Raw genomic sequence first — 25,394 nt, forward strand, 5'->3', positions numbered from 1 at the left:
TAGACTCAAAACTTTTCAGCTCCCACTATTGTGTAGATAAGGTACACAGTAACAATAAGTGTAATGATTCCCAGAACTACGTATCCTATTGCCAAATTGGTCCAAGTTTAATCTTTTTCAGGCATATATAAATTTCTCATTCCTATCTTATGCTTTCGGAAACATATACATCTTCCTGGAAGTGCTATTTATTTGTATTCTGAGACTCTTTTAAATAATTAAGCCTGGTATATTGTAAATGAGAGTTTTGAAATATGCGTCATAGGCATAGCATAATTGGCATTGGAGAAGATGATCCGCAAAAACGAAATAAATTCCTCCAATTTTACATTTTTATCATAAGGATTAGAACGGAAGCAAAATATCAGAAGAAAAATTTTTTGTAAAATTCGGCCTTACCAATTTTAAGTTGAAAATGTCTTTTTTCCCAACTATATGAGGCAAAGCATCCCCAGGTTTCTCGTCCAGGCTTGTTAAAGTCTCAAATTTGCTTGGAAAGAAGTTTTTCACTACCTTGCTTAGCCTTCTAACATCCACTTGGGAAGATGGGTTGGTTTCGTGTTAATATGTGTAAAGACTAAACTGAGTAATATTCAAGCAAAAAACTATACCTAAGTGATCATAAGCAACGGTGATCAGTCCGTACCTGATTCTCCTGCTGAGCATTTCAATAGTCATATTCGCATCGTATCTGTTTGTGGACGGGCTTGAATACATAGAAACGCACCTGGGCTGGTCTGAGACTTTCACAGGTAGCATAGCATCCCCCATCTTCACATCCTTTCCTGAGCTTGTTGTGATCCTTGTTGCAATATTCGCAGTCGGGAACACAGCTGGAGATCAGATTGGAATTGGAACCATATTTGGAGAGCCATTTATGGCCTCAACAGTTGGCTACAGTGCTGTCCTTACGGCGGTAGTCCTGGCTTTCTTTAAAAAAAGAAGGAAAACAACAACAGTATTACTCCAGAAGAATCTGATCATTCCATACATCTTTAATGCTGCAATTTTCCCCGTTCTTGTCATACCTGTCTTTTTCTTTACAAGGGATGTGCAGTATTTTACTGGAATTGGCCTGATAGCCTTTTACTTTATATATTTTATAATCAGCTCAAGAAACAGAAAATCTAAAGAAGTTATTGAAAAAAGCAGACCCATCTTATCGTCTTTAATAAAGGCATGGAAGGCTGCAATACTGGAAATCTCTATTGCCTCTGTGGTTCTCTATTATGGATCAGTCTTCCTTGTCTCCTCAATAAGAGATATATCTCTGCTGACATCCATATCACCAATGTCCCTCTCCATCCTCCTGGTTCCGGTTGCAACAATAATTCCAGAAACTCTCACTGCGTCATTTTGGGCCTACAGAGGGAAGGATACTACAGCTCTGGCATCACTTGTGGGTGAAAAAGTCATATTTACAACCATATTCCCCGGGCTTGTATTGCTACTCATACCATGGAAAGTGGATTTTGCGGCCTATTTCAGCGTTGTTGCAACCGTATTTGTTTCAGTCATGTACATACCTTTTATAATCAGGGGAAAAATGCCCGCCTATTCGCTTGCCGCTGGACTTGCTTTTTTTGCCGTATTTGCCTATGCAACCCTTATGCTGCACATCTGAAACCTACAGAAGATTTCTTGCCATGTATGGACCAAGCAGAAAATAGCCTCTCATCCTGAAATACTCCCTTACACCTATTCCACTGATTACTAGTATCCTGTCCATGCCGAATTCATCCCGGGATATTCTTTCTGCCTCAGCTATAAGGCTTGTTCCCAGACCCCTGTGTTGCCATTTCTGATCATTGTGTGATCCTATTGGCACAACATTGCCGAAAACTTTTATCTCCCTGATTACAGAGGAGGATGCCATCTCTTTTCTGTGTGCATTTTCTGACGGTATCCTGAGTCTGGCAAAACCAATTATCTTGCCGTTTGAATCCTCGTATGATAGAAATATCTCTTTTCCACCGGAAGCATCATAATCCCTTCTTATCAGTGAGAATTGAGATTTTCCGAAAGAATCGTTTGCTATCTCCCTTATCCTTATCTCTCCGGTCTGAATTTTTTCATCCCTGATCCTCTCTTCCACCATGTTCCTGATATCGCTTCTTTTAACTCCTGCCTCTATGAATTTAACAGGTATATCTCTCTGCATTCTCTGTATCCTTATCCATGGTGGCATGATCTTCATCATTTCAACAATGAGATCTACTGCTGTATCGGTGTCCATGGGAACGTAGTCTCCATTTTTCCACATCCTGTATATTGTAGTTCCCTTAACAACAAGTGTTGGATAGATCTTCAGCATATCAGGCTTGTACGCCTGATCATTTATCATTGTCCTAAAACTCTCAAGATCCTGATGGAATGTTGATCCGGGCATTCCCGGCATAAGGTGGTATACTATTTTCAGTCCGGCGTCTCTTGAAAGCTGCGTAGATTTGACTATCTCGGCAATACCATGGCCCCTCATGTTCTTCCTGAGTATTTCTTCGGAGATGTTCTGTACTCCAAGTTCCACCTTGGTTGTTCCGTAAGACAGAGCTGCATCAATCTCTTTCTCTAAAAACCAGTCCGGTTTTGTTTCAACTGTAAGGCCTATGCACCTTCTCTCTGCAGTTTCATTTACCTTTATTGCCTCCTGAAGGTCGGCGGATATGGACCTGTTCATTGCATCAAGGCACCCTTTGATAAACCATTCCTGGTACTCCAGAGTGCGGGCAGTAAAAGTTCCACCCATTATAATGAGATCAACCTTTGATGTGTCGTGTCCTATGAGATCAATCTGCTTGAGTCTGCTAAATACCTCGTTGTAAGGATCATAGTTGTTGTTCCTTCCTCTTAGAGCCGCTGGTTCATGGCCTGTATAGGCCTGGGGAGAGTTATTGTCCACTCCGCCTGGACAGTATATGCATTTTCCATGAGGGCAGCGTTCAGGTGATGTCATTGCAGCCACCACTGCAACTCCAGAGACAGTTCTTGTTGTCTTGATCCTAAGAAGATTGTGATATTCACTGTCTATATGATGCCCGGAATTCAGTATCTCAACATCACCTGGGATATAATCCAGACCTGCCTTCCTGGCCAGCTTTATCTTTTCATTCTGCAACTCTTTTTTGTTTCCTATGGCACCGGAATTGATTTTTTGAACAATCTCTTCGTAAAAATCCATGACCGATCCTTTAATGCCAATCACGTTTAAAAGGTTTCAATAAATTTAAAAGAAATATGAGGGCCTGTTAATTCTTAAACTGAAGCACAGGGATTGCAACATGCTTCAAACCAAAAAATTTGAAATTTTGATGTTTGAATATAATCAATTTCTCCATTTTCCCAACCTCAGGAAGAGGTATGGTTGGAAGAGATTATATGGCCTTAATTTATCTGTTTCCATGGAAACCATATTTGAAACCGTAGATTTGACAGTACCTTCAGGATCCAATATAATACTGGGCTATTCACATTTTATAAAGACCGTGGAGGACCTGATGGAGATCGTAAGTACTACCATCGGCAATTGCCGTTATGGAATTGCCTTCTCTGAGGCATCAGGTGAAAGATTGATCAGGTATGAAGGAAATGACAACAAACTGGTGGAAGATGCAGTTGAAAACCTGAAAAGGATTGCATCTGGGCATACTTTCATCATAATTATCAAAGACGCATACCCAATAAGCATCCTGAATCAGATCAAATTGTGCCAGGAGGTGGGTACTGTTTTTGCTGCAACTGCCAACCCCATTAAGGTGATACTGGCGAAATCTGAAAACGGCAATGGGGTGATGGGTGTTATTGACGGTTTTTCACCTCTTGGGGTGGAAGCGGAAAAGGACAAAATAAATAGAAGGGAACTATTGCGAAAGATAGGCTATAAAAGCTGAGGACTCGTGGTGTAAGGGATATCACATAGGCCTCCGGAGCCTATAATCCGGGTTCAAATCCCGGCGAGTCCGTGATGTACAGTGATCAGGTATGCTGCAGAGGGGCTGTTATCGCCCCTACTGTTTCCTGATCTGTTTTCCATATACGCTTACGATCTCTCTGTATCCCATCTTTTTATAAAAATTCAAAGCTATAATATTTAAAGAGGGAAATTCAGCAGTAACCAGTTCAATATTTCTCTTCCTGCATTCTGCATAAAGAGAATCCACCAGTGTCTGTCCCACAGAGCTTCTCCTGAATTCCGGCATTATGTAAATTTCCAGTATCCTTGCCTCTATGGTAGGTGTATAAAACACTCTATTTCTGAATTCGGCCACTATAATTCCTGCTATCTTTCCCCTTGATCGGGCAACCTGCGCAAAATAACACTCACTGTCTTTTGCTATCCCTTTTAGCAACTTTAACGCATCTTCCCTGGATTCCTCGTTTACCTCAAATGTTGAATCAAACTCCTGGTTGAGCTTTTTCAGCCTCATAACCAGATCCAGCACCTTTTCAACATCCTTTTCCTCCAGTTTTCCTAGTTCGACTTTATCTTCCATTTAATCCATCTCCGGCAATTTTTTTATTATATCTCCGTCAACAAGCTTCCTGTATGCTTTCCTGTTCTCTTCAATAATCTCTCTTGCTATTTTATAAAATCCTTCAGTAGAGTTATTTCTCCTGGCAAGACCTTCGTCAACAGTAGCCCTTGCTACTGCTGATGCCACCTGCGGATATAGTTCCCAATTTTCCATGGTGGGAACTATTCTGTCTTCTGACGGATCTTTTACAAAATTGGCTATTTCATAAGAAGCTTTCACCATTATTTTAAAATTTACACCACGTGATCTGGCATCCAGCACCCCCCTGAATACTCCGGGAAAGATCAAGCTGTTATTGATCTGGTTGGGGAAGTCCCCCCTTCCAGTTGCGATTACCCTTGCCCCTGCTTCCTTTGCAACGTTTGGCCAGATCTCCGGCACAGGATTTGCCAGTGCGAATATAATGGGGTCACTGTTCATGTTTTTTATCCATTCCGGTTTTATTGTGTCTGGTCCTGGACGCGCAGCAGAAATTATGACATCAGCCCCCTGGAATGACTCTTCTGAGGGGCCTTCTCTTCTCTCTCCGTTGGTTAACATGGCCAGTTTATATTTCCATGGGTTGTTGAGCATGAGAGTATCCATGTCCTCTCTTTCAGGATGCAGTATACCCTTGCTATCAGCAATGATCAAATTTGAAGCTTTGAAACCAGCAGCCATAAGAAGATGTGCTGCTGCAATATTAGCTGCACCTGAACCAAATAAAACAATCCTAGAATCTTCGATTTTCTTTCCTACAACCCTGAGAGCATTGATGAGTCCTGCGAGAATGATTGAAGCCGTACCAAGTTGGTCGTCGTGCCATGCCGGTATGGAAAGATCCTTCTGCAGCTGCTCAAGAATAAAAAAGCATTTTGGCGATTCTATATCTTCCAGGTTATATCCGCCAAAAGAGGGTTCAAGTGCCCTGGCAACTGTTATGAATTCCTCCTTTGTTTTGGTTCTTATTGGAATTGGAACAGCATTGACACCCCCAAGATAGTTGAAGATCAGCGCTTTTCCTTCCATTACGGCCATGGCCGCTTCAGGTCCAACGTTTCCCAGCCCCAGTACCCTTGTCCCGTCAGTGAGTATAGCAACTGAATTCCATCTTCCGGTCAGTTCAAATGAACTCTCAATATCCTTTGATATGTGTGTTGATACGGCGGCAATTCCTGGGGTATACCAGTATGAAAAAGATCCAAGATTATTTATTGGTACCTTGGGTATTACCATGGTCTTGCCTTTGTAGAATTCGGAAAACTTCAAAGACATTCTGTTGAAGTGTTCCGTCCTTTCCTGATCAGTTTCCAGTACCATTTTTATCAGCTTAGTGTGTATCTCCCGAGCCGTATTAATGTGTTGCGCCTGAAATATAAAGCAATGATCGATTTTTTTATGAAAATCTTTAAGGCATAATTTAATCATGGAAGCATGGAACTTACAAATGTTAAAGTTGATTGGAATCCCATACTTGAAAACTACATAAGCCATCTAGAAACTATTTATCCTGACATTCCAATAAGAGGTTCTTATAGTTACATCATTAACAATCTCAATGAAAATCGCATACCTTCGAGAATTGTTCTTCAGGGAAACAATGTTGCAGCTTATGCCTATCTGCTGGAAAATCCCGATTTCAAGGATAGGCTTTATGCGTATATTGGTTTCATCTCTGAAGAATTCTCAAAAAAAGAGAGAATTGAAAATCTTGTGACCTGGATAGAAAATTTAGCCAGAAACAGGAAAAGAATTGTGGTTATAAATGATGTTTTCAACGGAGGAAAGGAAAGCGAGAACTTCCTCATTGGGAGAAAATATGATAGGATAGAAAGATACGGGATGACTCTGAAACTCCGTGACGCAACTAACCTCGACGAGAAATTCCCCATTGAGTTCATGGCTGTGGATTTGTCTGAATTTAACATTGAGGAATTTTTAAAAGAAGAGTACGAGGCATACCGGGATACACCGGATTTTATTCTCTTCCACGAACTTGACAAAGATAAAGGAAGCAACTTTACTCGTAAGATATTCAGCGGGATGTATGGAGAAATACTGAATAGGCCCAGTATACTTATTCGCCATAAGGATCAGTTAGCCGGATCCTGCATCATCACCGACGGTTTTCCCCTATCAAGGAAAAAGGTTCCACTTGTTGTTGACATATTTGTGAAAAGGGAATACAGGAGAAACGGCCTTGCTACCGAGATGCTTTCCAGATCCATCAACATCCTGAGAGATATGAAATATGAAGAACTCTCATTATGGGCAACTGTTGGAAATCCTGCCATGAGCGTATATGAGGACCTTGGTTTTGTGAAAAACCAGAATCAGAAGGAAATCTCCTATGTCAAGAAGATTTTCTAAATAAGGTATGAACCCGCTGCCATGATCAGTGGTATTACCAGATTATCGTCAAATGGATACTTTGAGATAGATTCCGCAATGGAACCGATGAATGCTATTGCTATTCCCGTAACCCCCATGACAATAAATCCAAAAATTGCAGAGCTGAGGAATATTGCTGTAAAACCTGCAATTGATTTTCTGCGGTTATAGGGGAGTTTTGGAGACTTTATAGAACTTCCCGCTATTGTAGCAAGTGAATCACCGATTGTCAGAACAAAGAATATTTCACTCAGGGTTGCAAAGCTGTTAACAAGTGCAAATGCCAAAAGCACACCTGTTGCAAACCATATTGCGCCAATCCCCAGACCTGTGCCTCTCCTTTCAAAGAACCAGAGGGTTCTGGCAAGTATGTTGTTTTTGTTGATACCCAGGTAATTGCCTAATGCAAATAGGTCCAGTGCTATGAACGTTATGAGGATTTGCGCCGTAGCTTTTCCAAAATAAAAAAAGATAATCAACATAACCACACCTCCTCCCGTCTGGACAATATCCCTGACTATCTCGTTCTTTCTGCTTCCACCCTTTGCGTTTTCATTGTTTCGGTTAATATTCCTCAGCCTTTCATTGAAGAAGAAACTAACGATTATGGAAATTGATATGATAAAATCAAACCCGTTCCATGAAACAGGGAAAACCATCCCTGCAAGATTAACGAAAAATAAGGTTATTATTCCTGCAAACGCCAGATAGAACAACCTGTTGTAGAGGAGAGATGAAGCGATTAATACGAATACAAAAAGTGGGATGACAATAGGGCTTTGCCAGATATAGATGGAAAATGCCAGAAATGGTGATCCAATTATTATGGCTGAGATATAAAACCTGCCCCATTTCATTATGGATATAAGGATGGCGGTTGCCGAAACAACAGAATAAGATGCAATGACAATGATCTGGTTCTGATCCATTGTGCCAATATATATGGGATATAAATTAAGCCTTCACCCTCTCATGTTACATTCAATGACAGTGGCTAAGTTTATGATCTAATAAGGCATTTGAGATGAGCATATGATAATAATAGCGCTTGACCCAGATAACATCAAACAGATTAAGGGCTACACAGAAAAGGACGTAGTGGAATATATTTCTTCATATAAACCGGAAAGGATTCTATGTACAATTGGAACCGGGAATGGAGATATAAGCCCGACGGTGCAGGGAATATTAGATGAACCTGAAATTAAACAGAAGTTGAAATTTGTTGGGGTTGATAATTCAAAGTACTCTTTAACTGAAGCCGAGTATATGAAGAAAAATAGTGACAGGATTGATTTTCAGATCAAGAGAAATGTGCTTGAAATGATCGATACGTCAATAAGATCTTTTCTTGAAGGATACTGGAACAGCCCTGAAACTGTAAATTCTGATCTCACCGATACCATGTACAAAGCAAAGCACAGACTCAGGGCGACCATTTTTTATGATCTTGAGGAAGCAACCTGGGAAAACAGAAACGAATCCATACTGAACAATATAAGATCAGCATCTCCTGGAAGGAATGAAGTTCTTCTGTGCACTCTTGAAGAAAGATACTGGTTCAACGAGAAGCTTTCGGTATTCTAAGAATTTTATTTGGATTTAAGATTTCCCATACAATAACATGGTAGATGCCTGTTTCACTGTTTTATCCTTAATTATTTTTTCAAGGTCTTTTTTTGTTAGAAGGGGTGGAAGTTCTTCGGTCTGAAGGGTTGCGTATAAGGTTAAAATGTAGTGATGTTTACTTTTTCCTGGTGGGCATGGCCCCCCATAGCCAACTTTACCAAAATCATTCTTCCCCTGTGTGAACCCAAGTTCCGGTTTCTCAACCTTATTCACGTTGCGAGGAAGTTCAGTAACAGTATGTTTAATATTGTATGCAACCCAGTGGACAAAAACCCCTCTGGGGGCGTCAGGGTCTTCGAAAATAAGAATATATGACTTTGTGGATGCTGGTGGGTCAGACCATTTTATTGCAGGAGACGTATCGTTTCCTTCACAAGTGAATTCTCTGGGCATATCATCCCCATATTTCAATCCCTCAATCTGTATATGGAAACTCATGTATGTAAATTGATCAGAGACATATAATATTTGACTTTTAACCTATAAGATGGGGAATTTACCTTTCACAATTAGTCTTCTTTTACCTTATCGTGGAGTTTTCATGCAGAAAGCCTAAGGAAAATAAATTTATATACCATTATGCTGATTTATTTACCTGTAATCATGAAGATAACTATGCAGGTAAGATGGTCAATGGGTGGATTTTAATGAAGGGGGTTGTTTTGAGAAAGGACAGTGCAGTTTCACCTATAATTGGGACAATTCTTCTTGTAGCCATTACAGTGACGCTTGTGGCCTCCCTTTACACCCTCCTTAATGGATACGTACCTACAACTGCATATTCAACCCCCCAGGCTTCCTTTGATATCAGCAATAATACGGTTATAGACGGTAATGGAGGGTACGTGAATGGAACTTACGCCATTTATGTCCAGTCTATAAACACAAATATTCCGGTTAACTCCGTTACTCTTGTAGTAACAAACAGCATTGGGAACATTACTACAGTTTCAGTAACAGCAAATGACATGCCGGTGTTCGGGAAATTGACAACCCTCAATGTATCTAACCCTTCGGGAGATATAACAACTGATTTTCGGTTCATATTCTCAATGCATCTGGCAAACTTTTATCTCACCAGGATAGCTTTTGTTGACAGCAAAACCCAGGGGACTATTGCAGTGATTTCACCAATTGGATTCAGTGCAATTACCCAGTGAACAACAAACCCCTGGGATATTTTTGAATAAAGAAACTGTTTGAAACTCAGCAGAACGGGCTCGGTGGGATTTGGACCCACGATCACCGACTTAGAAGGACGGTGCCTTATCCATACTAGGCCACGAGCCCGTCCGATGAATACTAATTACAATTTTAATCTTTGCCTGCATTGTTTTCAACTGATCCATCCTAAAACTTTCACACTTGATCTTCCAGATTTGTTGGCATAACAACTCCTTAGAGAACAGATTACAATAATTCAGTTGACTTCATGGATCAACACTTACAGATTATGATGCAGGATGAAACCACCTTCATCATTCCGGCATAGAAGTATAGTATTGGAACTCAGGCTTAATCCATGCAGTCCAGGGGGTTTTACTGCGAATGATAACGAAGAGAGAGGCATTGATAACACAATTCATATCCATCCTAAGGGATATGATGACCCTTCAGACAGGAGTTTGTGAATCATTTATAAGTTCATTCAGACTACCTATCTGTTGATGAAGCTTCGTCTTGACATACCTTTAACCGAAATTAGCAATCTAAGGCAGATAATTGATCTGGAAGTGAAGGACGTTGTTGGAAGATCGCACATGGATATTTCAAATGATTCGGAATTCTACCATATTGATATAGAATCTCCTGATATGACGTCTTTCAAGGCAGCAGTAAGATCAATAACCAGATGGCTTATAATCATTAAAAGAATTGAGGAAGTGAATTGAAATGGAACCAAACCTAAGTGCATATATTCAGAATCAGCTTAAGCAGGCTCAGCAGATTGAAACCCAGATTGAGCAGATTGCCAATCAGAGATACCAGCTGGACATGAGGGTTAAGGAGCTTGACAAGACTCTTGGTGAACTTGGAAAGATTTCTGATGATACCTCCGTTTTTAAAAGCGTTGGGAATATACTATACAAGGTGGAAGAAAAAAAGAAACTTATAGACGAACTCAGCGAGCAGAAAGAACTCAGTGAGATCAGGCTCAAGACTCTGGAAAAACAGCAGAAAACCCTTGAGGAAAAATACAAGGAACTTGAAACAGCCATAAGACAGAAATATGAAGAGAGTGGAAGGGGGAATCAGGTTAATTGATAGAGTATCCAGACGTCCAGAGTTCACTTCCGGAACACCAGATTCCCATACAGGTAGTAGGAGTAAAGGGTGTTTACTACCCAATCCTGGTGAAACGCCCCGGAAAGACCATAAATCTGGTTGCGAGGATAGATCTCTCAGTAGATATACCGGCTAACAGAAAAGGAGCAGACATTTCAAGAAATCTGGAGGCCGTCAATGACATTCTTGGAAGAGGGGAAATAGATGGAATTGAAACTGTAGCAAAGTTGCTTTCTGAAAAGTTACTGGAAAAGATTCCATACTCCAACATGTCAACTGTGTCCATAGAATCGGACTATTTCACCCCCAAGAGAAGTGAAAGCGGGAAGGAATCCATGGTAAAGTACAGAATCCATGGAAAAGCAGAGACAGTGCGCGGGAAATCCACTGCAGAATCAATTGGCGTAGAAGTTAACGGCATGAATGCATGTCCCTGTGCCATGGAGGGGACAAGGGCAATCCTTATGGATAAATTTAAGATGGAAACGGAGTTCCTTTCTTCAGTACCTAGTGTAACGCACAATCAGAGGAATAAAGTAAAATTGACAATAAAGACTTCACCATCCTATCCTGTGGAGATTGACGATCTTATAATGATTATTGAAAATGTTTTTGGAAGCCCGCTTCTTCCCTTGCTGAAAAGGTCAGATGAGGCCAATATAGTCTATAATGCCCATATCAACCCTAAATTTGTTGAGGACTTAGTTAGAGAGGTAGTTTTTCAGACTGTAAGGAAATACAGTGGATTTCCGGATGACACAGAAATTGAAGTCTCATCAGAAAGCGATGAGAGTATACACCCCCATAATGCGTATGCATCAATCTTTACTACTTTTGGATCTGTTAGAAAAAGCATATCAAAAAGTATTTATGCATAGAAAATGGAAATTTTTTTCATAGAATTATTTCGAAAAAGTGTAAAGATTAAAGATTAGAGTTCCTTCAACCTTCTAATCATCTTAACAACGCTTTCCACAGCATCTCTGGCTGTCTCTATCCTGGCTTCTGCCTGTAGCCTTGTCTGGTTTGGTCCGGAAATCCCAAGTGCAACAGGCTTCGAGTATTCTAGACCCAGATCCTCAATTTTTCTAGCAGAATTCTGCATTATGATCTGATCATGATCAGTCTCGCCTTTTATTACTGCGCCGAGGGTTACAACCCCTTCTATATCTGGAAGTTCTAGAAGCTTCTTGACGCCCAGCGGAATGTCAAATGTGCCTGGGACCTTCAATGTTCTGGTTACTTCTGCCCCAAGGAACTTAGCGTGTTCTGTTGCTCTCTGCAGCATCATCATTGTTATATCATAATTATATTCCGAAACAACTATTCCTATTTTCATATAAATCACCTAGTGTCTTATTCCTCCTTTTAAAGGATCATCTGTTGATCCTACATCCTCGTACCCCTGCCTGAGCCCCCTACCAGCGTATCTTGTAAGGTACTCAGGATCAAAGAGAAGATGGTATGCGTTTATAGCATGTTCCCTGGCCCTTCTGTCACAAAGAATGCCAAGATCTTTCAGGCCCTCTGCTTCGTCCTCGTGGACAAATACCTCTATGATGTGTTTGTTGGTGAGGATCTGAACCTGCATTATTCCAGTGGAAGCTATCTGGGCTGATATTTTATCTACAGGTTTAGGGCCAGGCATTCCGCATGCAACTATAATGTCACATCCCTGTTCCTCTATAAGTTTTTTTGCTGCAACAGGAATATCCTTTATGCCCGGCACTGTGTATCTCATAATTCTGAATCCGGTGCCGGTTGCATTCAACTCTTGGATTACGGATCGTCCCATGTCAAATCTGGCAAATGTTGTATCCACAAGCCCTATCAACTTCAAAGTGAACCCTCTATGGTTTCCAGAAGTTTTTTCCTTATCTCCGATGAACTCTCAAACTGTTCCGATGTGTATTTTGATATTCTATGAACTTCTATATCCAGACCCATTTCTCCACACCTCTGCTTTATGTAATTGGGATCAAAATTCTGGTCATGCCCAAGTGTGATTATATTGGGCTTTACTTCGGTCACAGTTTGAAACATGTCACCGTGATGCCCAAGAATCGCCTGATCCACAGGTTTAAGCTCAGATACCAGTTTCAACCTCATGTCCTCGTTGAATATTGGGGTTTTTCCTCTCTTTTCTGCCGTACTGTCCCTGGCAACAACAACCACCAGGACATCACCCAATTTTCTTGATTCCCTGAGATAATGTATATGCCCCAGGTGTATTATATCGAATACTCCCGATGCCATTACTTTCGTCTTCAAGCCACTCGGAAACTATATCTGAACCATCTATAAAATTTAGTTTGTTGGACCTGGCGAATTCCATAGCCTCGTCTCTTGACATGGATTTGCCGCTATCAGAAAGCGTTTCCACTATGGTAGCTGAAGGAATCAACCCTGCCTTCTCAACCATGTAGGTGGAGAGTTCAGTATGCCCCTTTCTTACAGAAAAATAGCCCTCTCTTGCTATTAGAAGTATAACATGCCCTGGAGATCTGAAGCGTTTTGAAAATTCCACCCCAGGATCATTTTTTAACTGTTTCATCTCCGAAATAAAATTTGAGAATTCATTTATTGTCTTTGACCTGTCATGGTCAGATACGCCTGTAAAAGTATCCCTGTGGTTTATTGTAACTGTGAAGGAACTTGTTTTGTCATATTTCATATCTGATGCGTCTGCAAGCCTGGTCCCTTGATAAAGGAACTTTCTGTACAGATCGTCCAGGAATGGAAGATGGAGAGTTCTTGCAATTTCTTCTTTCATAGTGGTACAAATAAGACCCCCTCCCTGCTTTCTGAAAAATCTTATAATTTCAGTATTTACGAACTGTGAAGGTATTACAAGATCTGTCTCTCCTTCCCTGTCCTTGAAATCAAATATCATTATGGGTTTTCCTGATCTGAGATCGGCTATTTCTCTATTGAACATGATACATTATCCCTAAGTTGAATATAATAATTTAGGTAATTACTCAAATCTGAGTAATAATCTTAACATACTCCTGTCACCTCTCATAATGTTGAAAATAAGAAGCTTTGCTGATAATGACCTGCCAGCCATAGAGAAACTTGAACTCAGAGCTTTTGAAGTGGGTCCCTACAGCAGGAGAATGCTTAAACGAATATTTAACAAAAAAGGAAGCTTCAATGTTATCGCAGAAGAAGAAGGAAAAATTGTCGGTTATGCTGTAGCAATGCCACTTGACCAATTTTCTGCAGACATTGAAAGCATTGCTGTTGACCCAGATTTTCATGGCATGGGAATAGGTACGGCGATAATCGGGGGAATTGAGGGAGAGATGGTTAAAAGGGGATACCTTCATTCTATACTTGAAGTGAGGGACAGAAACCATGAGGCCATAGGATTCTATAAAAAGAACGGATATACGGTTCTGGATTATCTTCCCGCATATTATACAGAATATTTTCGAGGTTCAAAAGGAGCTATCAGGATGCATAAGTTCATGAAAAAAAATGAGTAGTTCATATGTTCCCCAGTGTTTTTTCAACTCTACTTTTAACTGATACGTCAGCAGATACAAGAATATGCCTCTTTTTCATTGTTCCATAGAGTGCGGCTACAAGAGGTGACAGTTCCTTTATATCCACTTTTCTTCCACCGACCAGTACCTGAATTGAAGATTTAATCCTCCCTTCTCCGATGAAGTCAAGAGGAGGTATTATGTCAGTTATGGTCTTCTCCGTGACATCCAATCCAAGTTCGCCTATCCCCTGCTTTATAGATGAGAGTTTTTCCCTGCTATATGAGGTTTTCAGAACAGGTTTGTAGAGTCTTCTTTCCATTATAGATTTAGATATATAACCTGCCTTTTTATTAGTAAGCAGTTTGTCCATAAGATAGTGATCTGTTATGCGGAATGGGTTTCCCAGTTCCCCGCCCGAAATCTCCAGAGCCTTTTCAAGCATAAGCTGGGCTATTCTTGCGGTCTTGTGAAAATATACAGAATTGTACATTAGTATTCGCCCTATAAGAAGTGATTCTGCGGCAGGGATTCCCTTTTCCTCAATGTATAAGGAGTTATCATCAATGGAAGTTACATTGAATATCCTTCTGTGATCGATGTGCCCCATTGCAACCCCTGTAAAAAGGGCATCCCTCCTGAGATAATCCATTTCATCTATATCAGTTGGACCGCTGATAAGTTTAGAGATTACAGGATATGTGGACGATTTTCCACTTATTATTGAAGCAACCTCGCTTGGTGATATGGAGAATTTTTCCAATATTTCAGGTATTTGAGAGTCTCCGAATGGTTCCTTTCCCTGTATTATTTTGCATGATGCTTCCAGATGATCCATGCCTGTCAATTTCTCAAAGTAACTTTCAACACTGTGGCTCATTGCAGGATGCCCAATATCATGGAGAAGGGCCGATACCTGGAATATATCCCTATCCCTGATGCCGAACGCCTCGGAGGCTTCAGAAGCAAGGTGGTACGCGCCAAGAGAATGCTCAAATCTTGTATGATTTGCTCCTGGGAAGACAAGGTAACAGAGACCAAGCTGCCTGACATACCTCAGTCTCTGGAAATAGGTGCTGTCCATTAACTCAAGTGCAAGTTTGTCAACCTTTATTGGTCCGTTAAGGGGGTCCTGAATAACCTTGAATTTTTCCATCAATAAGCCTCAAAATTCAATTTATTGGTAAATACCGGACACACCTGAATCGGTCCAGATGTCCTGACAGGTGCCCCCTGATTCCTCTCTACCCCGCACCCCTTCAGCATCGATGGTCCAGGATACCGTTGCCCCCTTCCGGTTCTGGCGGATTCTCCTGCCAAATTATCCAGTCAGTTTCCTTTGAATCTGACCAGGTAAACCCACGATCCAAAGGGACAGAGTTTCATTGATTCCACAGGGCCTGGCAGAAGTCTGGTTGGCCTCTTCAGGCAGTCGCTCCCGCATATAGACTTCGGGTTACAGAGAGTGCCTGACTCCCCAGTCTAGTCCGGTTCTTCCTAATGCGTTCCGCTTTATAAAAGATTTTTGACCGGCAATCAAAAACTCAGGAACCCAATTAAATTGTAAAAGCAAGATTTTATGATGTAGATCCATTATTATGAATCACATATTGAGGGCTTCTTTAGCCTCGTCTGTCATCATGTTTGGATTCCATGGAGGTTCCCAGACCAGTTCTATATCTGCAGCTTCGACTCCGGGAATATTTTCTACAACTCTCTGTGCCTCTGATAGAATCCATGGTGTTACAGGGCATGTAGGAGCAGTCATTGTCATCTTAATGTAAACCCTGTCGCCATTTATTGTAATATCATATACCAGTCCGAGATTGACAACATCCATGCCTATTTCAGGATCAGATACCTGCTTCATCTCTTCAAGTATTTCCTCTTTCGTTACCATAGTTAACAGCAAAACATTGATCTTGAATACTTAACTGTTATGTGTTTCTATCCCAACAAATGCTAAATTTCATGGATTGTAGTGTGAATCCCATTCCTCGTGGTAATAAGATGGTGCCAATCTTGGTATAATTGCATTTCTAATAGCTTCTGATACAAGTTCCTGTCTTGTTAACATATCCTCTGATATTTTTCCAATAATACCATTTTTCATCTCATTCACAGTAATACCGTAAATTTTAGAAAAGGCATCCCCTTCACTGTTTCCACGTTTAATTAATGCAATTATATCTGAAGGAATTTCAAACCCGCTGCTGTAACCTATAGTAAGCCTGCTCTGCCTGTCTATAATTGTAGCCGCATGTACATCGTAATAAATATTGTTAAAACTGTTATAGAAAATGCCAGATTCAACCCCGATGGAATAGTCGTTATCCCTGAGACCCGCCATTGCCCTTGAAGTTGCAAGACGTTCAGTGTCGACTCCAAAGGGCTGATCTGTTTCAAGGGAATACTTACTGAATTTTTCAATTGTGAAATTCTTCATAATTTTTTTTATTGAATCTCTTGCAGCTTCAACTTTCAGGTCGTTGCCGGTTGATATGCTAATTCTCACTGGAAGAATACGGTTACCATTCTTCCTTATCTCCCTTCTGTTTATCCTTGTAGAACTTATGGGAAAAAGATCCTCCGCAAGAACCAACGGGACAACCTTTATTGCAAGAGGTTTAAGCCCGTTCTGCCGCCTGATTTCATTAATTCCACTAATATTGCCCGCTGTTTCCTGTGAAACAACCAGTATGTCAAGGTCCGGTGAAGAGGTCAGTCCTCCCTCCCTGGTATCCAGAGGTTTTATGACGTATGGTTTATTGAAAGAATCCATGTATTTCTTCAACGCCTTCTCCCGTTTCACGTAGGAGCTTACCTTGTAAATTTTATGTTTCTTCGCGTACTCGTCAGTGGTGAGCCCAAGAATAACAGAATCTCCAACCTCAAATGCTTTCTGTATAAGAGCCTTGTGTCCTTTGTGAAGTATTGAAAATGAGCCTCCTAATACAGCTTTCACTGATCTAAATCATTAATTGTATTAAGAATTATTCCATGTTGACTCACCGTCAAGAAATTTACGGAAGTCCCCCCTTCCCGGTACATTATCATGAATTATCCAATAAGGCTACAGAAAAACAAATCTATTCATCAGAATGGCCAATAGTACACTGAAGTTGCTGAAATATATATTATGGAAACGTTTGACAACTCTAATCCCTTAACCTCTCCATGAACCAGAACCTTCTCACCCACCGCTGGAAGTGTTCCATTCCATATTACGAATACATGTGTAGAACTCTGATTTAATGTGAAGCCGCTAAGACCAAGAATACTGGTTCTGCTTTCAACCGATGCGTATACGTATGAGTTATCTCCCACCTTAAGGGATGATAAATTTGTGGAAGCCAGTATTGGAAAGACTGCGTATGCCACAACTGCGACAGCTATAACAAACGCTATTACCACTATAGTTTTTTTCATTGTAGTCCCTTCTTTCTCTTATAAGTCATGCTTTGTATCATGAAGTAATTCCCAACAACCTATTAATTTTGCCTCTCTTTTCATGTTTAGGTAAAATGTTATGAATTCTTTGCCGTATCATCCATGAATGATTGTTTTTTATTTTCAATTTCCACTTTTTATTCTTTTTTCTACTATAATTCCATAATTCATGCTATCATTCTCCTCTTTTTCATTCTTATCATGCACATGATATTGTGAACATGGCACATGAACATGTTTTTTGGAATTTACCCTTGATACTGTAATTACAAATACATGGACACCATGGAATATTTCCTTTATGACAGAATATGGTCTTTTACATCTTGATCTTTTTCTAGTGATGCGCATGGTCTCAGGATATTCCCAAATGTTGATGAACATGATATTGGAATAGAGATTCCATTTCCATTGCCTCATCAACAGGGCCATACAGGGATTGCAGGATCATGATCTTAGGATCATTATGATCTTTAGGATCATGATTATCATAAATATCATGAATACGGGATCAAAGTTTGGTCTTCCATATTTTCCTGTATCATTCCTGTAAAGATTATTCAATATGGGTTTTATCCTATCCCAATCCATTATATTTTTCATATAAGCAACTCTGTCTTTAAACCTCTTCAACTGATTGTATCTCTCAATGAGACCTTAATTTATTATGTACATGAGAAGTGATAAATTGCCCATGAATAATTAGGTCATTAATTATGCAATTTATCCTATGTTATATGGATTATTAAAAACATGTGAATTCTGAATTGGTTATGGAATACATGAAAATAAATAGGGGTTTTAGAAAATGTCCAGAGTATGAGGTAATAGGGATAGTTTGAAGAAAAACTCTTAAGATATCGAAAACGATATCGGGTTTACTGGAAGAATGTGAATGATAGATATAGAATCAGTAACAAAAATATACACGCCTAAAAACCCTCCAGCTGTTGACAACCTGGAATTCAGCATAAAGGACGGGGAAATTCTGGGTCTTGTTGGACTTAATGGCGCTGGAAAAACCACCACCATAAGAATGACCTCTGGAATAATTCTTCCAACATCCGGAAGAATAATGGTAGATGGTTATGATATAGTGCAGGACAAAGTTAAAGCGGCTGCTAACGTTGGGTGGATACCGGAATTACCTAATTTCGAACCTAATGCGACTCCTCTGCAACTTATGAATTATTTTGCAGGTTTTTATAACCTCAAAGGAAAGGAGGCCGAAGAAAGGATTATGAGTCTCTTGGAACAGGTAGGATTGAAGGAACACCTCCATAAAAAATTAAGGTCCTATTCCCAGGGAATGAAAAAGAGATTTTCAATTGCTGAATCAATTATAGGCGACCCCCAGAACGTTATGTTTGATGAAACACTTAATGGACTTGATCCTGAGGGTGTTCTCTTCGTAAGGAATCTTATGATGAAACTTAAGAAGAGAGGCAAAGCAATATTGCTTTCATCCCATATTCTTAGTGAGATACAGGATATGGCTGACAGAGTAGTCATAATAGATCATGGGAAGCTTATAAAAACCATAAAGAGAAGCGAAATGAAAACCCTTGGAAAAACAGTAGTGCATGTGACCGTTGAAAATTTTAACGCAGACTGCAAAAAAATACTTGCAAAATACGGGGATGTGGAAACAAAGGATAATGAATCCATGATACGCGACTTGAAAATACCAGAAACAGATCTCCCATCCATTCCAGATGAACTTGTTAAATCAGGTTACCGTATTGTACGTTTTGATCCAGTTGGAGAAAGTCTCGAGGAGTATTTCTTTAACCTGATAGGTGGGATGAAATGAAGCCCATAGTCTACGAAATAAAGAGAACACTGACCAGCAAATTTGTCATAATAATGATCATTGCAATAGTGGGACTATCTTCCTTACTTGCTTATGGAGCAGCCTCAACATACTCACCTTCTCCGGTCCCCAGCACGCCGCAGGTAAGCTATGGTTATTTTGCAAATGGAACAAACCTTACAATGGTGGGCTATGCACACAATGCCTATGGACAGCCTGTTTCTAAAATAACTGCTTATTATGAATACAATGGAACATATTATTCAGCGAAGTCTGGACCCAGCGGTTTTGCAAACGCAACTATACCAATAGGTGGTACACAACCAATCTTTGTTTACGCAAACTACTCCTATGTTATTTTTAGAGTCCCCCTTTCTACACATCAGATACCCATAGAAATATCAAAAATCACTATACCTTCCGGACTTGAAATTATACCGGGAATTGTGAATCCGACAAACACAACAGAATTTGGTTATGAACTGATGTATGTCGGATCAAATGGCGCAAAGTCCCCCTCAATAAATTTTTACATTGGAAAATCAAACCTGACTTCCAGTGAAATTGTAAAAAGTCCTTCTTTCAGTTACACAGACATTTCTGGATTCAACATAAAGAACATCTATCCTCCGGTTACATATGCTGACCACAACACTACATATAGAGCTGTCGCTACCAACTCTTCCGGAGTAGTGATCGGGAAAACCAGTAGAGGGATTCCCCTGACATATTACACACCCATGACACAAAGTTCACTTCAGTCGTTAGTATTTGAAGGAACAACGGAAATACTTGGTTTTCTTATACCGATTCTGGCTGTGTTTGCTGCATACCTGACATATGGTAAAGACAGAACAAGCGGGGTACTTGAATCCGTTCTTAAGAGACCGGTAACCAGAGGGAGTTTGATCACCTCAAGGTTTACATCCAATGCCATATCGATTTTCATTGCAGTCGGGCTTTCCATGATATTTTCTGATCTGATTTTACATCATTACTTTGGAATGTATCTTTCCACTAAGTTCAGTCTTTACTTTGTCTGGACTTATCTTGTTGAAGGCGTGGCATTCCTTGCCATAGTGTATATGTTTTCACACATCGCAAAATCGCAGGGTGCGGTTCTTGGAGCGGCAATAGCACTATTTGTAGTAATGGATCTATTCTGGTCAATAATCCCGATAGCAGTGCTTTCAGCTTTAAAAGTATCTTCCAGTAGCACAGCATACGTATATGGAACAATAGCATTCAACTACGCCAGTCCAGCCGGGTACTCTTCTCTTGTACAGACAATGTTCACTCATAAAATTGGCCTAATATCGTCACAGACAATTGTACCATCAGACTTTGGGATCAGTGGATTAACTCTCATAATTGCTGGTATTCTGTGGATGATAATCCCCTTTGCAATAGCGTTTTTACTTTCAAAAAACAGAGATTGATTTTCCAAATATTTTCTTTTTAATTATCAAGTCTATTTTTATACATATTTTTTTATATTAAAAGTTTTACAGATTATTGTTCACCCTACAATATTTGGGATAGAATAGTAATGGGTATTCCATTGCATTTTCATGTGCTTAAGAAAATTGATAGAAGACCTATACTCAATCACCATACCGTATTTTCTCTCAAAGATCACCCTCACTCCAAATAACCTTAGAATGGATGCCCATCTTGACCATGAGGAAAACTGCATATGGCAGCGTCATATCTGCAGTAAAGAATACTGCATCTTTGATCATATGAAGGAGAGAGTATGTAGGGATCTGGACAGTGGAGTATATCATGTATGCATTCATGACCATATACCCAGAGTGAAATGAACTGATCATGGAAAGCTTCAGGCAACACCTCCACAGTGGGCGAAGCATTCCCGGTTTTCAACACGTTTTACCCTTGTATATATCATGAAAAACATGGACATCAAGAACTCTGCAACTATCCTCTGGTTCACATGGAATCAGGCACATGGGATCATGAAGAGATCTGTGGATTGGTGTATTGAAAGAAATTTATCCATACATGAAAGCATGGGAATAGATGAAAAATCATATGGGAAGTATCTTCGCTATATCACGGTTATATATGATATCGACAGATCCGGAGTGGATCATGTGGAATTTGACAGGAAACAGAAATCCCTTGATCTATATTACAAAAGCATTTGTGACAAAGCGCTTGATATGAGATGAGTATCCATGGATATTTAACATCAACTTGTAGCATCTACAAAATTACATGACACAGATGCTGAATCAAAGATGGTATTGATTCCACATAATGAAACACATGAATTCAGCGGTTGATGACGTTAGAAGATCTGAGTCCAAAAGCTTAGATGATCATGAATGCTGTAAACTCAAGGAAAATATCTATAAAATATAGTAGTATAAATAAATGGTTAGGCCGGGGTGGCTCTGACAGAAACATTTTTAATTGTATTCGATAACTTACTTATTCCTCTGACAATCTCCTCGTCCTCTGAGAAAGTAAAGTTAAGTCTCATGCTGCTGGTGTGGCTTCCGTCTGGAGAGAATGCCAATCCACTTACATAGCCAACGCCGTTTTCAATTGAAGTCTTGAGCATTTCACTCGTATTGATCTTCTTGTCCAGAGTTGCCCATATGAACATTCCTCCGTCCGGCTTTGACCAGGTTGAATTCTTGGGAAAATAATCCTCCAGCGCTTTAAGCATTATGTTTCTCTTCTTCCTGTAAAGTTCCACAGTCTTTGGAACCTGTTTGTATATAACTCCCTTTTTCAGATATTCGTATGCAACGTACTGGGAGAATGTGCTGGATGATAGGTCAAGAGCCTGTTTCAGGAGATTTAGCTTAGATACAACGGCTTCAGGTGCAATAGTATAACCGATTCTCAAACCGGGGCACATTACTTTGGAAAATGTCCCGAGATATGTCACGTTTTCACCTGACTTGTCCATGCTCTTCAGGCTTGGTATCTTTTCTCCTGAATAACACAGTTCGCCATACGGATTGTCTTCCACCAGTGGAATCTGGTATGTTTCTGATAACTCCATCAGGTGCTTTCTCCTTTCCAGACTAAGTGTGTGCCCTGTTGGATTCTGATAATTTGGAATTACGTATATGAATCTTGGAAGATTGGAATTTGCCTTCAAAGATTTGATCTTTTCTTCCACCTTCTCTACTATAATTCCCTCGCTGTCCATCTCTATTGGAATCATTTTTCCAGCATTTGCATTGAAAGCTGATATTGCTCCTACATATGTTGGTGACTCAACTATTAAGCTGTCAGAGTGGTTAAGAAATATTTTTCCCAACCCATAAAGACCCTGCTGGGATCCAGATGTAACGATGATGTTTTTCTCCTCGGTCTTGATTTTTTCTGTTTTCAGTACCATTTTACTGATTTCTGTCTTCAGATCTGGTAATCCTCCAGTGTTACCGTACTGAAGCGCATATTTACCGTTAACGTCAATAACTTCGTCCACGATTTCTCTCAACTCATTCATAGGGAATGAAAGAGGATTTGGCATACCTCCACCGAAGGAAATGAAGTCTGGCATGGAGGCATACTTCAGGAGTTCCCTTATTTCAGATGGTTTCATGAAACCAATCATTTCAGAAAAATTATATTTCATATGATTCCCCATGACAACATGCCCAGAATACATATAAACTTAAGCTGGTAAATATTAACTCTGCTACTGATTCACAGGATATCTGAAAAATTAGGCTTCTATGAAAAAATATAATATATAGGTACTAATCAAAGAGCAATGGATACTGATCGTCTGACGTGGAAAGTTAGTATTGTCGGGCCAACTGGATCTGGCAAAAGTTCATTAATTTCAAGAATAGTCTACGACTCAGACAACCCTGCAAGTACACAGAAGATGATCCTTAGAAAACGCATAACTGTGCCTTACAATGGAGGTACAAGGAGTGTGGACTTCCTATTTCAGGAGCTGGAAGAAACGGATAAAACCGAAAAATTCCTGACGGGATCGACTGCAATTCTCATAACTGCAGATGTTACATCGAAAGATTCACTAAAATATTCTGAAGAGATATTAAAGTTTATTAGTGGATTTGAAAGAAAACCTCTTGTTGTAGTGCTTGGAACAAAGACAGATCTCAGATATGAAGCTGTTATTTGGCAAGATGAACTTGACAGACTTGCAAAGAAATATGGAGCTCTCAGCTTCCTTGTCACAGCCAAGAACGCAAATGATGTGCCAAAGGTCTTGGAACAGATCTCTTCAAGGCTTTTGGAAAAAGTTGCCTCCAAGAGGAAGTAGGATGGGTGGGGCTATCTGTTCCGGCATTCTATTTAATATAACCGGAAACAAAAGCCCATCTTTTCTCCAGAATCATTACAAACTGGGAAAGATGGTGGACGGTTCTCTGGTGCTTAACAATTTTGAGTGCGTCTTCCTTTATTACAAAAAAAGAATTGATCCTGTTAATCCCTTTTACCGAAAATCTACCAACCTTTTACGGGACCTCCTTAAGGATGATGGAGAGGGTGAACTTTACATAGTATATGAAACACTGAAAATTCGAGGATACTATGTAAAAAGAGAAAACGACATGCTGTTTGCCAGAAAATCGCCTCGTGGCGATTATATGGGTCCTATTATTGTAAGGAGAGAAAATAGCACAACTGATTTTTCCTACCTTTACTCCAATACTCCAGCTTACTATTTTACACTTGATGAAGACGGAGACATCACGGCTTTTCTTGTTACAGCGGAGGAAATGAATGGTATGAACGAGGAGAAGATACCTGATGACATAAAAATTGAAAAAGTCGGAGGTAGATTTGTAACTGACAATAAAGATATTCCAGACTGGTATGGGCAGCGGTTCAAGGACCTGAGAATTTTAAGCGACTTTGAGACTGGTTACCATAAATCTGATGACAAAGATAGGTCGTTGAACAGAATTTACGGCGAGCTCATTGACAGAAGATTCATAGTCAAGAGTGGATTCAAGTATGGTGCTCACTTCCGTGCATATGTGAAAAATATACAGGAACATGCTGAATTCCTTATTCACTACCTTGATGGACCAGAGGAGTGGTATAAGATAAGCAGGGCTGTTAGAGTGGCCAATGGAGTGAGAAAGAGGATGATATTTTGCGGTTTTATTGAGAATAGGCTCTTATTTGTTGAAATCAAAAGAATAAGAGATCCCTTAAAGGATCAACAAACCGATGGATAAAAAATAAATATAGTTTAAATCTGTGCTTCGAAATCATCTATGGTACTTTGGAAATCGTTATACGATGATATTCTTCCCGAGTTCTTGAGTATCTCTCTGGCTAGAATCCAGTAGACAACTGCAAGTGATCTTCTTCCCTTATTGTTTGTAGGTATCACAAGATCAACGAAATCTGTCTGGTTGTTAGCATCACAGAGTGCTATTATGGGAACACCTATCATCTTGGCTTCTTTCATAACCTGAGTATCCGCCAGGGGATCAGTGATCACAATAACCTTTGCCTCTCTGTAGCCCTTGAGCTGGGGATTGGTAAGGGTACCGGGAATAAATCTACCAACTATGGACGATGCACCAACTGTTTCAGAGAATTTTGAAACAGGCCTGAATGCATACTGCCTCTGCGCGACAATAAGGATGTCTTCCGGCTTGAATCTTGCCAGCATTTTACCTGCTTCAATAAGCTTTTGGTTTGTTTTTTTGATGTCGAGAATGTAAAGACCGTCATTTCTGATCTTGAAAATATATTTCTCCATATCCTTGGATTTAACCTGAGTTCCGATATGGACGCCTGATTTCTGGTACTCTTCCTCTGAGATTAAAAGCTCTTCTGCCATCATTG

Annotated in this window: 34 protein-coding genes, 2 tRNA genes and 1 other RNA gene; 16 read left to right on the forward strand and 21 right to left on the reverse strand. The window is 40.0% G+C overall.

Annotation, left to right across the window (positions count from 1 at the left end; translation table 11 throughout):
- Positions 1–5: 5 nt before the first annotated feature.
- Complete coding sequence (locus tag OXIME_RS04625) at positions 6–95, reverse strand: potassium-transporting ATPase subunit F (RefSeq protein ID WP_393970686.1); 90 nt, start codon at positions 93–95, stop codon at positions 6–8.
- 536 nt (positions 96–631) lie between these two features.
- On the opposite strand from OXIME_RS04625, the gene OXIME_RS04630 reads away from it, so the two are divergent.
- Positions 632–1,624: a sodium:calcium antiporter gene (locus OXIME_RS04630; protein ID WP_393970687.1), complete on the forward strand. Its 993-nt coding sequence runs from the start codon at positions 632–634 to the stop codon at positions 1,622–1,624.
- 3 nt (positions 1,625–1,627) lie between these two features.
- On the opposite strand, the gene OXIME_RS04635 is transcribed toward OXIME_RS04630, so the two are convergent.
- Positions 1,628–3,202, reverse strand: coding sequence for a tRNA uridine(34) 5-carboxymethylaminomethyl modification radical SAM/GNAT enzyme Elp3 (locus OXIME_RS04635; RefSeq protein WP_393970688.1), 1,575 nt, complete (start codon positions 3,200–3,202; stop codon positions 1,628–1,630).
- 196 nt (positions 3,203–3,398) lie between these two features.
- Between OXIME_RS04635 and OXIME_RS04640 the strand changes: the two genes are divergently transcribed.
- Together OXIME_RS04640 and OXIME_RS04645 are read left to right on the forward strand one after the other, a co-directional pair.
- Positions 3,399–3,887, forward strand: coding sequence for an adenosine-specific kinase (locus OXIME_RS04640; protein WP_393970689.1), 489 nt, complete (start codon positions 3,399–3,401; stop codon positions 3,885–3,887).
- A tRNA-Arg gene (locus OXIME_RS04645) sits at positions 3,888–3,959 on the forward strand.
- Between the two features lie 45 nt (positions 3,960–4,004).
- Here the strand turns inward: OXIME_RS04645 and OXIME_RS04650 are convergent.
- Both OXIME_RS04650 and OXIME_RS04655 read right to left on the reverse strand, forming a co-directional pair.
- Entirely contained in the window at positions 4,005–4,490 is a 486-nt protein-coding gene (locus OXIME_RS04650; RefSeq protein WP_393970690.1) for a GNAT family N-acetyltransferase, read from the reverse strand.
- A complete protein-coding gene (locus tag OXIME_RS04655) occupies positions 4,491–5,831 on the reverse strand; it encodes an NADP-dependent malic enzyme (RefSeq protein WP_393970691.1) in 1,341 nt (446 codons plus the stop codon).
- 114 nt (positions 5,832–5,945) lie between these two features.
- On the opposite strand from OXIME_RS04655, the gene OXIME_RS04660 reads away from it, so the two are divergent.
- Complete coding sequence (locus tag OXIME_RS04660; RefSeq protein WP_393970692.1) at positions 5,946–6,881, forward strand: GNAT family N-acetyltransferase; 936 nt, start codon at positions 5,946–5,948, stop codon at positions 6,879–6,881.
- Here the strand turns inward: OXIME_RS04660 and OXIME_RS04665 are convergent.
- On the reverse strand, positions 6,878–7,831 hold the full coding sequence (locus tag OXIME_RS04665) for a diacylglycerol/polyprenol kinase family protein (RefSeq protein WP_393970693.1): 954 nt from the start codon (positions 7,829–7,831) through the stop codon (positions 6,878–6,880). The genes OXIME_RS04660 and OXIME_RS04665 overlap by 4 nt on opposite strands.
- 103 nt (positions 7,832–7,934) lie before the next feature.
- Between OXIME_RS04665 and OXIME_RS04670 the strand changes: the two genes are divergently transcribed.
- Positions 7,935–8,489 (forward strand): hypothetical protein, encoded by a 555-nt coding sequence (locus OXIME_RS04670; protein WP_393970694.1) that lies wholly within the window; start codon positions 7,935–7,937, stop codon positions 8,487–8,489.
- Positions 8,490–8,504: 15 nt separating this feature from the next.
- On the opposite strand, the gene OXIME_RS04675 is transcribed toward OXIME_RS04670, so the two are convergent.
- Positions 8,505–8,969, reverse strand: a complete 465-nt coding sequence (locus OXIME_RS04675) for a YbhB/YbcL family Raf kinase inhibitor-like protein (RefSeq protein ID WP_393970695.1) — start codon at positions 8,967–8,969, stop codon at positions 8,505–8,507.
- 209 nt (positions 8,970–9,178) lie between these two features.
- Here OXIME_RS04675 and OXIME_RS04680 point away from each other — a divergent pair, with 209 nt between their 5' ends.
- A complete protein-coding gene (locus OXIME_RS04680) occupies positions 9,179–9,691 on the forward strand; it encodes an archaellin/type IV pilin N-terminal domain-containing protein (protein ID WP_393970696.1) in 513 nt (170 codons plus the stop codon).
- Positions 9,692–9,746: 55 nt separating this feature from the next.
- Here OXIME_RS04680 and OXIME_RS04685 read toward each other — a convergent pair.
- A tRNA-Arg gene (locus tag OXIME_RS04685) sits at positions 9,747–9,821 on the reverse strand.
- 374 nt (positions 9,822–10,195) lie between these two features.
- Here OXIME_RS04685 and OXIME_RS04690 point away from each other — a divergent pair.
- From OXIME_RS04690 to mptA, 3 genes are read left to right on the forward strand one after another with little or no spacing between them, the layout of a single operon-like run.
- The gene (locus OXIME_RS04690) at positions 10,196–10,423 is read left to right on the forward strand and encodes a hypothetical protein (protein ID WP_393970697.1); all 228 of its coding nucleotides are present in this window, start codon (positions 10,196–10,198) and stop codon (positions 10,421–10,423) included.
- A gap of 1 nt (position 10,424) precedes the next feature.
- Positions 10,425–10,796: a prefoldin subunit beta gene (locus OXIME_RS04695; RefSeq protein ID WP_393970698.1), complete on the forward strand. Its 372-nt coding sequence runs from the start codon at positions 10,425–10,427 to the stop codon at positions 10,794–10,796.
- Positions 10,793–11,695 (forward strand): GTP cyclohydrolase MptA, encoded by a 903-nt coding sequence (mptA, locus tag OXIME_RS04700; protein ID WP_393970699.1) that lies wholly within the window; start codon positions 10,793–10,795, stop codon positions 11,693–11,695. The genes OXIME_RS04695 and mptA overlap by 4 nt, the downstream gene beginning before the upstream one ends.
- Positions 11,696–11,748: 53 nt before the next feature.
- Here the strand turns inward: mptA and ribH are convergent, their stop codons facing one another.
- From ribH to ribB, 4 genes are read right to left on the reverse strand one after another with little or no spacing between them, the layout of a single operon-like run.
- Entirely contained in the window at positions 11,749–12,156 is a 408-nt protein-coding gene (gene ribH / locus OXIME_RS04705) for a 6,7-dimethyl-8-ribityllumazine synthase (protein WP_393970700.1), read from the reverse strand.
- 9 nt (positions 12,157–12,165) lie between these two features.
- Positions 12,166–12,657, reverse strand: coding sequence for a riboflavin synthase (gene ribC / locus OXIME_RS04710; RefSeq protein WP_393970701.1), 492 nt, complete (start codon positions 12,655–12,657; stop codon positions 12,166–12,168).
- Positions 12,654–13,073: an adenylyltransferase/cytidyltransferase family protein gene (locus OXIME_RS04715; protein WP_393970702.1), complete on the reverse strand. Its 420-nt coding sequence runs from the start codon at positions 13,071–13,073 to the stop codon at positions 12,654–12,656. Before OXIME_RS04715 ends, ribC begins: the two co-directional genes overlap by 4 nt.
- Positions 13,000–13,755, reverse strand: a complete 756-nt coding sequence (gene ribB / locus OXIME_RS04720; protein ID WP_393970703.1) for a 3,4-dihydroxy-2-butanone-4-phosphate synthase — start codon at positions 13,753–13,755, stop codon at positions 13,000–13,002. The genes OXIME_RS04715 and ribB overlap by 74 nt, the downstream gene beginning before the upstream one ends.
- A gap of 88 nt (positions 13,756–13,843) precedes the next feature.
- Here ribB and OXIME_RS04725 point away from each other — a divergent pair, with 88 nt between their 5' ends.
- Positions 13,844–14,308, forward strand: a complete 465-nt coding sequence (locus OXIME_RS04725; protein ID WP_393970704.1) for a GNAT family N-acetyltransferase — start codon at positions 13,844–13,846, stop codon at positions 14,306–14,308.
- A 1-nt stretch (position 14,309) separates the two neighbouring features.
- Here the strand turns inward: OXIME_RS04725 and OXIME_RS04730 are convergent, their stop codons facing one another.
- The 7 genes from OXIME_RS04730 to OXIME_RS04760 all read right to left on the reverse strand — a co-directional run bounded on the left by OXIME_RS04730 (position 14,310) and on the right by OXIME_RS04760 (position 18,391).
- Positions 14,310–15,464: an HD domain-containing protein gene (locus OXIME_RS04730; protein ID WP_393970705.1), complete on the reverse strand. Its 1,155-nt coding sequence runs from the start codon at positions 15,462–15,464 to the stop codon at positions 14,310–14,312.
- Between the two features lie 32 nt (positions 15,465–15,496).
- An RNA gene (gene ffs, locus OXIME_RS04735) (signal recognition particle sRNA) lies at positions 15,497–15,801 on the reverse strand.
- A 110-nt stretch (positions 15,802–15,911) separates the two neighbouring features.
- The gene (locus OXIME_RS04740; RefSeq protein ID WP_393970706.1) at positions 15,912–16,208 is read right to left on the reverse strand and encodes a metal-sulfur cluster assembly factor; all 297 of its coding nucleotides are present in this window, start codon (positions 16,206–16,208) and stop codon (positions 15,912–15,914) included.
- 69 nt (positions 16,209–16,277) lie between these two features.
- A complete protein-coding gene (locus tag OXIME_RS04745) occupies positions 16,278–17,273 on the reverse strand; it encodes a pantetheine-phosphate adenylyltransferase (RefSeq protein WP_393970707.1) in 996 nt (331 codons plus the stop codon).
- A 131-nt stretch (positions 17,274–17,404) separates the two neighbouring features.
- Positions 17,405–17,737, reverse strand: coding sequence for a hypothetical protein (locus OXIME_RS04750; RefSeq protein WP_393970708.1), 333 nt, complete (start codon positions 17,735–17,737; stop codon positions 17,405–17,407).
- Between the two features lie 144 nt (positions 17,738–17,881).
- Positions 17,882–18,190: a hypothetical protein gene (locus tag OXIME_RS04755; RefSeq protein WP_393970709.1), complete on the reverse strand. Its 309-nt coding sequence runs from the start codon at positions 18,188–18,190 to the stop codon at positions 17,882–17,884.
- Between the two features lie 15 nt (positions 18,191–18,205).
- Positions 18,206–18,391: a hypothetical protein gene (locus OXIME_RS04760; protein WP_393970710.1), complete on the reverse strand. Its 186-nt coding sequence runs from the start codon at positions 18,389–18,391 to the stop codon at positions 18,206–18,208.
- Between the two features lie 262 nt (positions 18,392–18,653).
- Between OXIME_RS04760 and OXIME_RS04765 the strand changes: the two genes are divergently transcribed.
- Together OXIME_RS04765 and OXIME_RS04770 are read left to right on the forward strand one after the other, a co-directional pair.
- A complete protein-coding gene (locus OXIME_RS04765) occupies positions 18,654–19,571 on the forward strand; it encodes an ABC transporter ATP-binding protein (protein WP_393970711.1) in 918 nt (305 codons plus the stop codon).
- Positions 19,568–21,010: an ABC transporter permease gene (locus tag OXIME_RS04770; protein WP_393970712.1), complete on the forward strand. Its 1,443-nt coding sequence runs from the start codon at positions 19,568–19,570 to the stop codon at positions 21,008–21,010. Before OXIME_RS04765 ends, OXIME_RS04770 begins: the two co-directional genes overlap by 4 nt.
- Positions 21,011–21,199: 189 nt before the next feature.
- On the opposite strand, the gene OXIME_RS04775 is transcribed toward OXIME_RS04770, so the two are convergent.
- The gene (locus OXIME_RS04775) at positions 21,200–21,370 is read right to left on the reverse strand and encodes a hypothetical protein (protein ID WP_393970713.1); all 171 of its coding nucleotides are present in this window, start codon (positions 21,368–21,370) and stop codon (positions 21,200–21,202) included.
- A 117-nt stretch (positions 21,371–21,487) separates the two neighbouring features.
- On the opposite strand from OXIME_RS04775, the gene OXIME_RS04780 reads away from it, so the two are divergent.
- Together OXIME_RS04780 and OXIME_RS04785 are read left to right on the forward strand one after the other, a co-directional pair.
- Positions 21,488–21,763, forward strand: coding sequence for a hypothetical protein (locus OXIME_RS04780; RefSeq protein ID WP_393970714.1), 276 nt, complete (start codon positions 21,488–21,490; stop codon positions 21,761–21,763).
- An 88-nt stretch (positions 21,764–21,851) separates the two neighbouring features.
- Positions 21,852–21,956, forward strand: a complete 105-nt coding sequence (locus tag OXIME_RS04785) for a hypothetical protein (RefSeq protein ID WP_393970715.1) — start codon at positions 21,852–21,854, stop codon at positions 21,954–21,956.
- A 16-nt stretch (positions 21,957–21,972) separates the two neighbouring features.
- Here OXIME_RS04785 and OXIME_RS04790 read toward each other — a convergent pair whose 3' ends face one another.
- Complete coding sequence (locus tag OXIME_RS04790) at positions 21,973–23,157, reverse strand: PLP-dependent aminotransferase family protein (RefSeq protein ID WP_393970716.1); 1,185 nt, start codon at positions 23,155–23,157, stop codon at positions 21,973–21,975.
- Between the two features lie 171 nt (positions 23,158–23,328).
- Here OXIME_RS04790 and OXIME_RS04795 point away from each other — a divergent pair, with 171 nt between their 5' ends.
- Positions 23,329–23,850 (forward strand): GTPase domain-containing protein, encoded by a 522-nt coding sequence (locus OXIME_RS04795; protein WP_393970717.1) that lies wholly within the window; start codon positions 23,329–23,331, stop codon positions 23,848–23,850.
- A gap of 1 nt (position 23,851) precedes the next feature.
- Entirely contained in the window at positions 23,852–24,775 is a 924-nt protein-coding gene (locus OXIME_RS04800) for a hypothetical protein (RefSeq protein WP_393970718.1), read from the forward strand.
- A gap of 14 nt (positions 24,776–24,789) precedes the next feature.
- Here the strand turns inward: OXIME_RS04800 and rpsB are convergent, their stop codons facing one another.
- The gene (rpsB, locus tag OXIME_RS04805; protein WP_393972251.1) at positions 24,790–25,389 is read right to left on the reverse strand and encodes a 30S ribosomal protein S2; all 600 of its coding nucleotides are present in this window, start codon (positions 25,387–25,389) and stop codon (positions 24,790–24,792) included.
- Positions 25,390–25,394: the final 5 nt, after the last annotated feature.

Source organism: Oxyplasma meridianum (assembly GCF_038024865.1).
GTDB lineage: Archaea > Thermoplasmatota > Thermoplasmata > Thermoplasmatales > Thermoplasmataceae > Oxyplasma > Oxyplasma meridianum.

What these genes read in the sequence shown, in the direction of transcription:
- OXIME_RS04640 (WP_393970689.1), top strand. Translation starts at nt 3,399, where the DNA reads ATGGAAACCATATTTGAAACCGTAGATTTGACAGTACCTTCAGGATCC.
- OXIME_RS04650 (WP_393970690.1), bottom strand. Translation starts at nt 4,490, where the DNA reads ATGGAAGATAAAGTCGAACTAGGAAAACTGGAGGAAAAGGATGTTGAA.
- OXIME_RS04655 (WP_393970691.1), bottom strand. Translation starts at nt 5,831, where the DNA reads ATGGTACTGGAAACTGATCAGGAAAGGACGGAACACTTCAACAGAATG.
- OXIME_RS04660 (WP_393970692.1), top strand. Translation starts at nt 5,946, where the DNA reads ATGGAACTTACAAATGTTAAAGTTGATTGGAATCCCATACTTGAAAAC.
- OXIME_RS04665 (WP_393970693.1), bottom strand. Translation starts at nt 7,831, where the DNA reads ATGGATCAGAACCAGATCATTGTCATTGCATCTTATTCTGTTGTTTCG.
- OXIME_RS04670 (WP_393970694.1), top strand. Translation starts at nt 7,935, where the DNA reads ATGATAATAATAGCGCTTGACCCAGATAACATCAAACAGATTAAGGGC.
- OXIME_RS04675 (WP_393970695.1), bottom strand. Translation starts at nt 8,969, where the DNA reads ATGAGTTTCCATATACAGATTGAGGGATTGAAATATGGGGATGATATG.
- OXIME_RS04680 (WP_393970696.1), top strand. Translation starts at nt 9,179, where the DNA reads ATGAAGGGGGTTGTTTTGAGAAAGGACAGTGCAGTTTCACCTATAATT.
- OXIME_RS04695 (WP_393970698.1), top strand. Translation starts at nt 10,425, where the DNA reads ATGGAACCAAACCTAAGTGCATATATTCAGAATCAGCTTAAGCAGGCT.
- ribH (WP_393970700.1), bottom strand. Translation starts at nt 12,156, where the DNA reads ATGAAAATAGGAATAGTTGTTTCGGAATATAATTATGATATAACAATG.
- OXIME_RS04715 (WP_393970702.1), bottom strand. Translation starts at nt 13,073, where the DNA reads ATGGCATCGGGAGTATTCGATATAATACACCTGGGGCATATACATTAT.
- ribB (WP_393970703.1), bottom strand. Translation starts at nt 13,755, where the DNA reads ATGTTCAATAGAGAAATAGCCGATCTCAGATCAGGAAAACCCATAATG.
- OXIME_RS04725 (WP_393970704.1), top strand. Translation starts at nt 13,844, where the DNA reads ATGTTGAAAATAAGAAGCTTTGCTGATAATGACCTGCCAGCCATAGAG.
- OXIME_RS04730 (WP_393970705.1), bottom strand. Translation starts at nt 15,464, where the DNA reads ATGGAAAAATTCAAGGTTATTCAGGACCCCCTTAACGGACCAATAAAG.
- OXIME_RS04740 (WP_393970706.1), bottom strand. Translation starts at nt 16,208, where the DNA reads ATGGTAACGAAAGAGGAAATACTTGAAGAGATGAAGCAGGTATCTGAT.
- OXIME_RS04750 (WP_393970708.1), bottom strand. Translation starts at nt 17,737, where the DNA reads ATGAAAAAAACTATAGTGGTAATAGCGTTTGTTATAGCTGTCGCAGTT.
- OXIME_RS04755 (WP_393970709.1), bottom strand. Translation starts at nt 18,190, where the DNA reads ATGGCCCTGTTGATGAGGCAATGGAAATGGAATCTCTATTCCAATATC.
- OXIME_RS04765 (WP_393970711.1), top strand. Translation starts at nt 18,654, where the DNA reads ATGATAGATATAGAATCAGTAACAAAAATATACACGCCTAAAAACCCT.
- OXIME_RS04770 (WP_393970712.1), top strand. Translation starts at nt 19,568, where the DNA reads ATGAAGCCCATAGTCTACGAAATAAAGAGAACACTGACCAGCAAATTT.
- OXIME_RS04775 (WP_393970713.1), bottom strand. Translation starts at nt 21,370, where the DNA reads ATGAATGCATACATGATATACTCCACTGTCCAGATCCCTACATACTCT.
- OXIME_RS04780 (WP_393970714.1), top strand. Translation starts at nt 21,488, where the DNA reads ATGGACATCAAGAACTCTGCAACTATCCTCTGGTTCACATGGAATCAG.
- OXIME_RS04785 (WP_393970715.1), top strand. Translation starts at nt 21,852, where the DNA reads ATGAAACACATGAATTCAGCGGTTGATGACGTTAGAAGATCTGAGTCC.
- OXIME_RS04790 (WP_393970716.1), bottom strand. Translation starts at nt 23,157, where the DNA reads ATGAAACCATCTGAAATAAGGGAACTCCTGAAGTATGCCTCCATGCCA.
- OXIME_RS04795 (WP_393970717.1), top strand. Translation starts at nt 23,329, where the DNA reads ATGGATACTGATCGTCTGACGTGGAAAGTTAGTATTGTCGGGCCAACT.
- OXIME_RS04800 (WP_393970718.1), top strand. Translation starts at nt 23,852, where the DNA reads ATGGGTGGGGCTATCTGTTCCGGCATTCTATTTAATATAACCGGAAAC.
- rpsB (WP_393972251.1), bottom strand. Translation starts at nt 25,389, where the DNA reads ATGGCAGAAGAGCTTTTAATCTCAGAGGAAGAGTACCAGAAATCAGGC.